The organism is Priestia sp. KCTC 13724, from assembly GCF_056820425.1.
In genome coordinates this window covers 1-11028 of record NZ_JBXDLD010000001.1, presented here as the reverse complement: position 1 = coordinate 11028, position 11028 = coordinate 1, and the positions used below count along the sequence as shown (strand labels likewise).

The 11028-nt window shown below is 36.5% G+C and carries 14 protein-coding genes; all 14 read right to left on the bottom strand.

Annotated elements, in window-relative coordinates; genetic code table 11:
- Positions 1–285: 285 nt before the first annotated feature.
- Positions 286–681 (bottom strand): immunity 22 family protein, encoded by a 396-nt coding sequence (locus AC1UFB_RS00070; protein ID WP_328101533.1) that lies wholly within the window; start codon positions 679–681, stop codon positions 286–288.
- Positions 682–700: 19 nt separating this feature from the next.
- A complete protein-coding gene (locus tag AC1UFB_RS00065) occupies positions 701–1432 on the bottom strand; it encodes a hypothetical protein (protein WP_482588226.1) in 732 nt (243 codons plus the stop codon).
- 282 nt (positions 1433–1714) lie between these two features.
- Complete coding sequence (locus AC1UFB_RS00060; RefSeq protein ID WP_283880017.1) at positions 1715–2194, bottom strand: immunity protein YezG family protein; 480 nt, start codon at positions 2192–2194, stop codon at positions 1715–1717.
- Positions 2195–2199: 5 nt separating this feature from the next.
- Entirely contained in the window at positions 2200–2823 is a 624-nt protein-coding gene (locus AC1UFB_RS00055) for a DNA/RNA non-specific endonuclease (protein ID WP_482588224.1), read from the bottom strand.
- Positions 2780–3175: a hypothetical protein gene (locus tag AC1UFB_RS00050; RefSeq protein ID WP_482588222.1), complete on the bottom strand. Its 396-nt coding sequence runs from the start codon at positions 3173–3175 to the stop codon at positions 2780–2782. The genes AC1UFB_RS00055 and AC1UFB_RS00050 overlap by 44 nt, the downstream gene beginning before the upstream one ends.
- Positions 3176–3659: 484 nt before the next feature.
- On the bottom strand, positions 3660–4004 hold the full coding sequence (locus tag AC1UFB_RS00045; protein WP_328101850.1) for a hypothetical protein: 345 nt from the start codon (positions 4002–4004) through the stop codon (positions 3660–3662).
- Between the two features lie 13 nt (positions 4005–4017).
- Entirely contained in the window at positions 4018–4800 is a 783-nt protein-coding gene (locus tag AC1UFB_RS00040) for a hypothetical protein (RefSeq protein ID WP_482588220.1), read from the bottom strand.
- A 445-nt stretch (positions 4801–5245) separates the two neighbouring features.
- Positions 5246–5683, bottom strand: coding sequence for an SMI1/KNR4 family protein (locus AC1UFB_RS00035; RefSeq protein ID WP_328101968.1), 438 nt, complete (start codon positions 5681–5683; stop codon positions 5246–5248).
- Between the two features lie 5 nt (positions 5684–5688).
- Complete coding sequence (locus AC1UFB_RS00030) at positions 5689–6315, bottom strand: HNH endonuclease (RefSeq protein ID WP_482588218.1); 627 nt, start codon at positions 6313–6315, stop codon at positions 5689–5691.
- A 621-nt stretch (positions 6316–6936) separates the two neighbouring features.
- Entirely contained in the window at positions 6937–7479 is a 543-nt protein-coding gene (locus AC1UFB_RS00025) for a T6SS immunity protein Tdi1 domain-containing protein (RefSeq protein ID WP_328101927.1), read from the bottom strand.
- A gap of 14 nt (positions 7480–7493) precedes the next feature.
- Positions 7494–7979 (bottom strand): polymorphic toxin type 15 domain-containing protein, encoded by a 486-nt coding sequence (locus AC1UFB_RS00020; RefSeq protein WP_226638941.1) that lies wholly within the window; start codon positions 7977–7979, stop codon positions 7494–7496.
- Positions 7980–8994: 1015 nt separating this feature from the next.
- Positions 8995–9462 carry a DUF6985 domain-containing protein gene (locus AC1UFB_RS00015; RefSeq protein ID WP_076513995.1) on the bottom strand — a complete coding sequence of 156 codons (468 nt, stop codon included), beginning with the start codon at positions 9460–9462 and terminating at the stop codon, positions 8995–8997.
- A 17-nt stretch (positions 9463–9479) separates the two neighbouring features.
- Complete coding sequence (locus AC1UFB_RS00010) at positions 9480–10121, bottom strand: HNH endonuclease (protein ID WP_328101818.1); 642 nt, start codon at positions 10119–10121, stop codon at positions 9480–9482.
- Between the two features lie 388 nt (positions 10122–10509).
- Complete coding sequence (locus AC1UFB_RS00005; protein WP_076513623.1) at positions 10510–10950, bottom strand: SMI1/KNR4 family protein; 441 nt, start codon at positions 10948–10950, stop codon at positions 10510–10512.
- Between the last annotated feature and the right edge of the window lie 78 nt (positions 10951–11028).

The window sequence follows — 11028 nt, the reverse complement described above, 5'->3', positions numbered from 1 at the left end:
GAATCCCACAGGAAAGCCGATAAATCGCCTTTCCTGTGGGATTTTGTATTTGGGTATGAATAATTCAGGTATAAGTATCCCTACCTTATAAAACATCATCTCGTTCGGTTCTCGCACTTTTCTCGATAGACAAAATATTACAAGATACTCCATGAGGTCTCTATTTTACATAAGTTATACTTTACTGTGTTCAACCAAACTTATTCCATGCAAAAAGCACCTTTTGTCAACTAACAAAAAGTGCTTCGTGGCTTCAAATACTATATTAATTATCATATTCAGTTACTAATCTTCATAAATAACAGACCCCATATATTTAAGGTTCCTACCATCAAGTTTTGCTTCCTCAACAAGTTCCTCATATTCAAAATCATATAACCGAATAACAATATTGTACTTTTCTTTTAAACTTTCACCATAAAAGTCTTTAAGTTCACTTATAAGTGCGTCAGAATAAGAAGCATTCTTTAGTAATTCAGACAAAGAAGACGTAGGATATTCATTGTAAGTACATTCTAATAAATCTTGGTTATACTCAAGGAAGTCTATTTTAAAATCATTCATAAAGCTTGAAGGAATTCTGTCTCCCTCATTATCATATTTTATTTCTACATACTTGCTTAGCAAATCCTCATTACTACAATTTCCAAACCAAAGAGAAACAGCTCCAGGGTTTTCCATCTTAATCCCCCATTTCTAATTATCTAAGCCCTTCAGGTAATGAATCAATTCCGCCTTTCAACCTATAATGTGCCCAATTTCTTAATTTCCTTTTAAATGTTTCATAATCAAGTGAGTGATCAATCAGATCAAGAAGCTCTCTATGAGCTTTTCCAGAACCATCAAACCCATGTCTTCCTACTGGGTTTACAAACTCAACGTCTTTCGTTAACGTTCTCATTTCTGCTATATCTTCAGCCGTTACACCCCACCGTTTAAAAATTGGTGCTCGAGATACTAGATGCCATTCATGGTAGCCACCGGGATAACGAATCCTACTCTCAATTATAGTCCTTAATTTTGGAGTAGACCAGGCTAGTTCAAATTCATCTATGCTCAATTCATTAAACCATTTTGTAAAATCTTTACTTCCTGGCATAGTTTCTGGCGTAAAGATTCTAGTCCTAGAGGTTTCTTTAACAAAGTTGCCTTTTACAAGATTATTTAATTGCTCATTTGACAATCTTTTTTCCTTCTGTTTTTTACTAGCAGAAGGTTTCTCTCTTACCCCTGGTTTCACGCTACTTGCTTTAGGTCTTGCTGGCTTAGATATACTAGTTTCACCCGTACCCTTAGAAACACCCTGAACACTCTCAACATTCCGAACGCGCTCAACCTCTTTACCCTTCTTCTCCACTCCAACAGGTTTCTCCACACGCTCCACATTCGGATTCGCGACAAATCTCCCTGTCTCCGGATCATAGTAGCGCATACAATAAAACAGCACCTATTTATGTTACCCATTGGTTATCGTCACGAGCTTTGTCATTATCGTTAGTTTGTTAGCCAATCCATTTCATAACTACCCCTACCATATAAAATGTCATCTCGCCTATTTATCGTACTTCTCACAAAATCCAAATATAAAATCAATACTCCATGATGGTACTACCTTCATGAGCTATGAATTTCAAACTGGTCTCATTCATGTTGTTCTTACTTCACCAAAAACAAAAGCACCTGTTGCCTAAAAGGTAACCAAGTGCTTAATTGTTTACTTTTCTTCAAATTTCTTCATTCTCTCTATTAAATCTAAATCTAGCTGTTCTTTATTTTGACTTACATATTTATATTCAAAATACTTAATTCTATCTGTTGGACCAAATTCACTTTCATGCCAATTTGTATAATCAAAATGTACGTTTAATTTACCTGTATCATTTAATATTAATGTCACTGAAAACCAAGGTTCTTGGTCATTATCAGTAAAAACTTTTTGGAGTTCAACAGTAAGTTGAAATAATTTATGTAGTTCTTTATTATAAGCCCTCTTATCTACACTATATAATTTTGGAATATAATGTGAAAAAATGTGTTGTTCCTCACCTTTTGGCGTAAAAAAAAAGAAAACTCCTCCTTCTCCCTCCTGAACTTCACCATTAAAGTAGAAATTATTCCATTCAGTTGGAATCATATCATTAACCTGTTGTGCAATTTCTTTATATAACTCGTTTAATTCTGTTTCAAAACTCATCAATATCAGCCTCCTGCTTTATTTGCAATCTCGCGAATCACTGGAAATTGGCCTTCAATTTCATATTCGACCATAAAGGAATCTGGTCGCATTGAATTATTAGAATAGATCGGTTCAATACTAACAGAGACTTTCTTGGGTGGTACCTCTTTCAATGCATTGGCCCATTCAGTCTCCATTTCGTACCAAACTCCACCCCTCCTATTAATTTGACTATTTTGTGGTACAAGATTATCAATATCAGGAGGACCATTAAATTGAGCTCCTATTAAATGACCACCATCATCATCTGATAATCTATCTTTATCTCCTACATTCGCTTGTGCATATTTATTTCTATCAGCCTTTTTTAATATAAGTTCAGGAGCCTCAACATGGACTATACGCCCAAGTTCATCGGTAGTATATTTATAATCATCATTAGTTACATACTTTGCATTTGGAAGTAACTGTTTTTTTCCGTTTTTACCTCTTATTATATGTTTTCCGAAATCAATTTCTTTTATTTCCTTTATAATACTATCTTTAACTGTCCCCCTAGAAACACCCTGAACACTCTCAACATTCCGAACCAGCTCAACCTCTTTACCCTTCTTCTCCACTCCAACAGGTTTCTCCACACGCTCCACATTCGGATTCGCCACAAATCTCCCTGTCTCTGGGTCTTGGTATCGCTTGACTTTTGGGTTGTAAATAGGCGTAATCATCTGCATCGCTTGCTGCTTCACGTTCTGCAAGGTTTCCCTTACCCGTCTGCTGGGCAAGCGCTGGACCGGCTGGCGCCAGTTCGGTCATGAGCCTTGGCATGGTGCTGTCTAAAATACTCGTATACGTTTTATGTAGGGATTGTGCCCACGATGCGGGCGCGGTTTTGACGCTTTGGTACGCTTGTTTGGTGACGTTGGCAACCGCACTTGTGCGAAGCGTGTTACGCATTTGCGTGAGCTTTTCGGTTCCTTTTGTCACCACGGCTTGACCCATATTGGCTGCGTAGCGCGTCGATAGGGCACCTGCGCCTGCAATGCCGAGCGATTGGAACAGGCTGTTTTGGCGCTGTTCTTCGGAGATCGCATTGCCGAACATGTCTTTTCCCGTTGTGAATTCGTACATGCCGTTTGCGGCGACTAGGCCGTAGAGACCTTTTTCTGCTTGTTTGAATGGTAAACCTCAACGTCACGTATATTTTAATCTGTAAACTTACATAAAGAAAGCACTTGATTGCTTAAATAGGCAATCAAGTACTTTAAGTTCATCTGTTTTTAAGTAGCATTAAATTTATAAGTTTTTTAGTAACAGTATGACACCTTTTATATGTCGTACAACTATTACGTTAAAACTTACGAGTTTATACGAGTTCGTTAGTTTCATATTCATTCCATGTCTTTATATTCGTCGCCAAGTAAAATGTCATCTCGCCAAAATATTGTAGCTGAATTTTCTCGACTCTACATAACATCTCCACAAATTAATCTTCACCATACATTAAATCATCTAACATTTCATTTTGTTTTTGTATTTCTTTATATCTATCAAATCTATTCATCAAGTATTCAACAGATACTTCTTTATTTTTAACTAATTCACCATCAAACAGTCTTATCTTCGCTCCAACATTTATCAATTCATTTATTAATTTTTTAAGTTTTGCATCGTCCACATCATCTTTAAACAGATTACATTCCATTATCGGACTTCCATTTCCAATTCTTTTTTTTATCTCAGAAAATCCTAAATTTGTATTTTTTCTTATTACAGGTAAATATTTCATTTGATTTTCATCTTGTTCCACCACTAAAAATATTACCGACATATTTATATCCTCCTTAAAAGTCATTATCAACTGAATCATTTAGTGGTTTACCAGGTAGGCTTTTCTTATAGCTACCACCATGCCATCGATACAAATGTTCTCTAAATGTTACAGGATATATAATTTCGCCTTTATTAGCAATTTGCGGATATTTAGCTGCACTATAAGTATGGTGACCAATCATAGTTTTACCTTCATATTTTGGCGCCTTACCATTTATTATGTCTTTTGCTTGTTTCTCCGTCCATATCCTCGTAGCTTCTCCATTTAACAAGCGTTCTCTTTCTTGTTCCCAGAAGTCATCTACACCGTTATCTCTTCTGCGTTTAAATCTCTTGTTCCACATCAATTGTTTCCATTCTTCTTTTGTGATAGTTCTATTTTTCACCTTTTCGGTCAATTGTTTCATTTTTTTACTACCCATGATTTTATATGGAGTTTCTCTTAGAGTTAAGTCCAAACCTTTAGCTCTTTCAGCAATAATATCTACTTCATTTTTAATGTTCTTAACTTGAATAGTTTCACCCGTACCCTTAGAAACACCCTGAATCCTTTCAACACTCCGAACCGGCTCAATCTCAGCCTCTTTACCCTTCTTCTCCACTCCAACGGGTTTCTCCACACGCTCCACATTCGGATTCGCCACAAATCTCCCTGTTTCTGGGTCTTGGTACCGCTTGACTTTTGGATTGTAGATGGGTGTGATCATCTGCATCGCTTGCTGCTTCACGTTCTGCAAGGTTTCCTTTACCGTCTGCTGGGCAAGCGCTGGACCGGCTGGGGCTAGTTCAGGCATGAACCTTGACATGGTGCTGTCTAAAATACTCGTATACGTTTTATGTAATGACTGTGTCCACGATGCGGGCGCGGTTTTGACGCTTTGGTACGCTTGTTTGGTGACGTTGGCAACGGTGCTTGTGCGCAAAATGTTGATTTGAGCCTAAGTGATTATGTATATTCTAATTTGTAAGTCTTCATAAAGAAAGCACTTGTTGCCATAAGTAGACAATCAAGTGCTCTATTTAATGCTTTACTTTCTATATAATTTAGTTGCGTAACTTAAGATTTCCATAAATAAAATCTATAAAGATTCTTAAAAACATCTGCATCATTTTCGTTTAATACTGCTTTTATTTCATTACCTCTAAAACAACTTTTCAAGCATAACAGCCCATACGTGAGTAGTATGTGTGGACTATTTTACGCTCACTTCTATATTTTATTGCTGAGAGCCCGAAGTATTAATTAGCCATATCCATAAAGTACTCTGGATCCTCATTAACCTTTCTTATGAATTCCCCCAATGAACCAGCAATTTGGGTTTCAAGAAAATATACAGGAGTTTGTTGAGGAGTATTTAAATCAAGAGTTAAATATACACCCTCGTTTACTTCATAAAATACTAATTTATCATCCTCCTCATATATTCCTTCTAAATCTGGATCAAACTCGTAAATACCTTCTCTCAAAGTAATATCAGCTATAGTATCTGGATCCATAATTCTATTTATTGTGTTCCCATCCCTTCCTTTGATAAAACCATACCCAACTTCTAAGTAAAAATCTCTAAGTTCATTAGGTAACTCAAACCCAAGTCTTTCTTCCGCATCTAATAGTTTATTTTCTTGTAGTCTAATAAATTTATGTTTCTCATTTTTCACAAAATCAAATGTAGCCATTAAAACTACCTCCTTGGAAATAACTTATTTGATGGCGCACCCTTACCATGAATCCCCGCCTGATGTTCATCAGGGAATTTAGCAGGATGTATATTCCACCATTCGTGAGGACCGCCAAAATTATTTTCTATAATATGATGAGCATCATATGGTTGACCTATATCTCTTGCTAATCTACCTTTTTTATCATAAATCTCCTCAGTATATCTTGGCCAAGTTTGTCTCGTGTTTTCTTCCCATTCTTTAATCAATTTATTTTTCACACTATTGAATGTATTCCTGTGTTTTAAAGTTTCTAATGGTGTCATTTTTTCATATTTATTTTCTCTTAAAGTATCCTTTAATTTTTCTATTTGTGATTTATGAAGTTTCAACCCAGTTTTTGACTCAACATCTCTAATATACTCTTTAGCTAAATCGTAATCAATTTTTACCGTACCCTTAGAAACATCCTGAACACTCTCAACATTCCGAACCAGCTCAACCTCTTTACCCTTCTTCTCCACTCCAACAGGTTTCTCCACACGCTCCACATTCGGATTAGCCACAAATCTCCCTGTCCCTGGGTCTTGGTACCGCTTGACTTTTGGGTTGTAAATGGGCGTAATCATCTGCATCGCTTGCTGCTTCACGTTCTGCAAGGTTTCCTTTACCGTCTGCTGGGCAAGCGCTGGACCGGCTGGGGCTAGTTCAGGCATGAACCTTGGCATGGTGCTGTCTAAAATACTCGTATACGTTTTATGTAATGACTGTGCCCACGATACGGGCGCGGTTTTGACGGTTTTGACGCTATGGTACGCTTGTTTGGTTATGTTGGAAACGGTGGTTGTCCGCAAAATGTTGATTTGAACCTAAGTGATTATATATATTTTAATTTGTAAATCTTCATAAAGAAAGCACTTCATTGCCTAGATAGACAATCAAGTGCTTTCTTTTAATTTTATAACGTAATTCATTACTAATTCTATCTATAAACCCACGAGGCTCTTTAATTTCGTAAGTTTTTGGTTTGTTCCCTGTAATAAGCACAGCGTATGTTTAAAATGTCATCTCGCCTATTTATCGTACTTCTCACAAAATCCAAATATAAAATCAATACTCCATGATGGTACTACCTTCATGAGCTATGAATTTCAGTAAAGCAATATCCAATATCGTACACAGTTAAGATTTCTAAAAAGAAAACAAAAACACCTGATTCCTAATAAGGCAATCAAGTGCTTATAGTTAATTCTGTAACATACTCCCGAATATTACTGAACTGGTCCCATAAATTCAGTAATAATAAGAATATGTTCCTTCAGTTTGACTTTTTTTAGATTCTCTACTTTTTCTGCTCCACCTAAACCTAATAGCGGTGTATAGCCGAAGCACTCATCATAATCCAACTCACTATATTGTTTAAGGGCTTCGGGGTAAGGTTGCCAAGACAAATCCTCATCTCTAAATTCCAAATCATTAATATTTTGAAAGAAAAATTCAAATGTAAACATAATTGTCTTTACCACACCATACCTGTAATTAAGTAGTCTAACATATCCATCTGACCAAATAACTAGGTCACCCATACCTGTAGCAAACAACACAACTGAATCCTTGTATCTTTGACTACTCTCTCCCAAAATCTCTTTAAATTCCTCTGGATTTAAACTTTTAAAATACCCTTGCATAAATGTACCAAATCCATAATTACTCCATAAATCTATAATTTCGTTTGGTACCAGTTGCATATATTTTTCAATGATTTCACTCGGAACTTTTTTATGCAATTTAAAATCTTTTAAGTATTTTTCCATTTATACTCCTCCCACTAATGTGTTAATTTCACATTCAAATAAGTATTTTTTAGTTGTTCTGGTGTCATACTTTTTGCTAATTCCTTGATTTGTTCATCAACAATATCAATCCTATATCGCCATTGACTACCTATTGATGAATTTATTCTCTTATCTCCCAAACCTCCTATTACTTCTGCCTTTCCTCCTGCTATCTGGTCTGGGTTGTGAAGTGCAGCTTGAGTATCTAACCACTCCTTAGCTTGTTTCTTAGCTTTCGATAACGTTAATCCTTCTCTTTGTAGTTCATTTATCTTTTGTACATAAGCTTCTTCCCTAGCAGCTTGTTGTGCAGCGTTACCTTCAATTGCACGCCCTTGTTCAATATACTTCTCACGATTTTTTAAATACTCATCAACTGTTAGTTCATTCATACCTTTTTCTTGGTCTTTCAATTGTCTTGCAAACTCTTCGGAGTCATGTTTATCATTTCTTTTAAAATTAACTTCAACTTCTTTTATTCTTGGTACATCATCTAAATGCTTTACATTACCCGTACCCTTAGAAACATCCTGAACACTCTCAACATTCCGAACCAGCTCAACCTCTTTACCCTTCTTCTCCACTCCAACAGGTTTCTCCACACGCTCCACATTCGGATTAGCCACAAATCTCCCTGTCCCTGGGTCTTGGTACCGCTTGACTTTTGGGTTGTAAATGGGCGTAATCATCTGCATCGCTTGCTGCTTCACGTTCTGCAAGGTTTCCCTTACCGTCTGCTGGGCAAGCGCTGGACCGGCTGGCGCTAGTTCGGGCATGAGCCTTGGCATGGTGCTGTCTAAAATACTCGTATACGTTTTATGTAATGACTGTGTCCACGATGCGGGCGCGGTTTTGACACTTTGGTACGCTTGTTTGGTGACGTTGGCAACCGCACTTGTGCGAAGCGTATTGCGCATTTGCGTGAGCTTTTCGGTTCCTTTTGTCACCACGGCTTGACCCATATTGGCTGCGTAGCGCGTCGATAGGGCACCTGCGCCTGCAATGCCGAGCGATTGGAACAGGCTGTTTTGGCGCTGTTCTTCAGAAATCGCATTGCCGAACATGTCTTTTCCCGTTGTGAATTCGTACATGCCGTTTGCGGCGACTAGGCCGTAGAGACCTTTTTCTGCTTGTTCGAGCGCTTTAAACGATTTGGACGTTTTGTACGCATCAAGCGCATGATCAGCAGCGTTGACACCTTTGGCGGTAACATAGATGGCTTTTCCGCCTTTAGCTGCGCGACCTGCCCAGCCGACAACGGAAATAAAGCGAGTAATTGCTAAAAGAAAAAGGCATTTTTCAAACCAACCAACAAGAAATATTAGTTACTTTCATGAAAAAACACACTGCTTTGATTAAGATACAGTGTGTTAACTTCTATAAAGTACTTTCTACTCGATAAAGTTCAAGATTATTGCTTTACATTGAATTTGTTATTCAAATCCGGATGGTACAACCTTAATGAATTCTAGCTTTTTCACAGCATATTATATTTTAGATAGCAACGTCTTGAAAACCTACTTCAGTTACTTTTTCGTTTAACAAACGAACCCCTAGCCCATTTTCTGTATCCCATGTACAATTAAATGTAATTCCAATATCCCGACCGTCAAAAATATCTGCATAGGGAACAACAATCCCTTCTATACTTATCATTTCTAATATTTCATTAGTTGTTTCAACTAATGGATACTTTTTACTCACTTCAATATCAAATCCTAATTCATTTCTCTTTTGTCCGTAATAAGTTAGAATAGATTTTAATATATATTTTTGTATGTCGTTCCAATTTTTCATTAATGATTGATATGCTATATACTGACCTTCATCAAACTGACCATCCTCCTCACCATCTATTAATAAATTGACTTCTGTTGTATTTCCAAAAAAGTCTATAATGATAACTCTTGACCACCCAAATTCATACTCAATTTCACCAAAAACTTCATCTTTTATAGTCATTATATAATCTCCTCTCCTTACTTATTGGCAAAGCCTCCAGGTCCAAACGCTCCTGCATTTATTTCGCCGACACCACCAAGGTGTCCAAATTCACTATTAACTTTTGTTGGCACAAGTTGCATTGTTTTAACATCATTTAATTCATGCCAAGTAAAATTATTTATTTCTCGGTATTTTTTTATATCTCTTGCTCTGATTGTACCAGGTTCCATTCCAAACTGCCTTGCTAATTCAGCCGAATTATTTAGCTTTTCAGCTAATTTTTGATCTGATTGTATAAAATTAGCACGTCTAGCTTTACCTCCATAAACACTCTTTCCACCTAAAATATAGTTAATTTCCACTTGAGCTTTTGCAACTGGCGAAAAATCAGGAACTCCATTTTTATATTGAATACCTTTAATCCCAGCCTCATCTAATATACGTTTCAATTCAGGATCTGGTGGTGGTTTAAGCGTACTTAAAGATTCTCCTCTGATTCCTTCAAATTCAACCTTCGAATTAATGGGTGATGGTGTCTGATTAAGGCGTGCTTCATACGAACTAGCAAATTCATTTTGTCTGAAAGCAGCTGGAATGTCATTACCCGTACCCTTAGAACCGCCCTGAACCGGCTCAACCTTCCGAACGCTCTCAACATCTTTACCCTTCTTCTCCACTCCAACAGGTTTCTCCACACGCTCCACATTTGGATTCGCCACAAATCTCCCTGTCTCTGGTTCTTGGTAGCGCATACAATAAAACAGCACATCTTTACTTTACCCATTGGTTATCGTCACGAACTTTGTCATTGTCGTTAGTTTATTAGCCAATTCCATGTCATGCTACCCCTACCATATAAAATGTCATCTCCCCTAATTATCGTACTTTTTTTACTATACAAGTATTAAAACGCTATTCCATGATGGTACTACCATCATGAGCTCTCAATTCTCAAACAAATTATTTTCTTATTGTCTCACTCAAGTATCAGTTAATTTATTATAAATTAAAGAAAAAAACCTTGAAAGGCGTAAAACCATTCAAGGTATGTTTTATTATCGTTCTTTAATCAACTAGTAACTCCAAATAATATTTATCATTTTCTTCTATCTTTCTTAAAAATTCTTCTAGAGAAGTCGCAATTTGAATATCATAATAGTAAACTACACTTCTATTATTTTCATTCAATTCTATTGACATTAAAGCTGATTCACTGCCTTCAAAAAATATTAGTTTGTTATTCTCAAATTCATCATAGATTTCTATGTCAGGATAAAACTCAAAATCATTAACTCTTAATCGAAAATCCCTTACTGAATATGGGTCCATAATACGATTAATATTAAACTCTGAACCTTTAATAAATCCGTAGCCAACCTCTATATAAAAATTAACTAACTCCTTAGGAAATTTTAAATCGAGTTCCTTCTCAACCTCTTTTATTTCGTTTTCATTCACTTGATAAAAACTATTTTCTTGGTTTTCCTTAATAAATTCATAGCTCATTATTTTTTACCTCCCTCTATAAATGTTGATTTATCAACGGTTTGAGCCGTTGGTGGGGTGTCAAAAAAATATTTTTCG

Coding starts and splice junctions, on each gene's coding strand:
- AC1UFB_RS00070 (WP_328101533.1), bottom strand. CDS start 681: ATGGAAAACCCTGGAGCTGTTTCTCTTTGGTTTGGAAATTGTAGTAAT.
- AC1UFB_RS00065 (WP_482588226.1), bottom strand. CDS start 1,432: ATGCGCTACTATGATCCGGAGACAGGGAGATTTGTCGCGAATCCGAAT.
- AC1UFB_RS00060 (WP_283880017.1), bottom strand. CDS start 2,194: ATGAGTTTTGAAACAGAATTAAACGAGTTATATAAAGAAATTGCACAA.
- AC1UFB_RS00050 (WP_482588222.1), bottom strand. CDS start 3,175: ATGGGTCAAGCCGTGGTGACAAAAGGAACCGAAAAGCTCACGCAAATG.
- AC1UFB_RS00045 (WP_328101850.1), bottom strand. CDS start 4,004: ATGTCGGTAATATTTTTAGTGGTGGAACAAGATGAAAATCAAATGAAA.
- AC1UFB_RS00040 (WP_482588220.1), bottom strand. CDS start 4,800: ATGCCTGAACTAGCCCCAGCCGGTCCAGCGCTTGCCCAGCAGACGGTA.
- AC1UFB_RS00035 (WP_328101968.1), bottom strand. CDS start 5,683: ATGGCTACATTTGATTTTGTGAAAAATGAGAAACATAAATTTATTAGA.
- AC1UFB_RS00025 (WP_328101927.1), bottom strand. CDS start 7,479: ATGGAAAAATACTTAAAAGATTTTAAATTGCATAAAAAAGTTCCGAGT.
- AC1UFB_RS00015 (WP_076513995.1), bottom strand. CDS start 9,462: ATGACTATAAAAGATGAAGTTTTTGGTGAAATTGAGTATGAATTTGGG.
- AC1UFB_RS00005 (WP_076513623.1), bottom strand. CDS start 10,950: ATGAGCTATGAATTTATTAAGGAAAACCAAGAAAATAGTTTTTATCAA.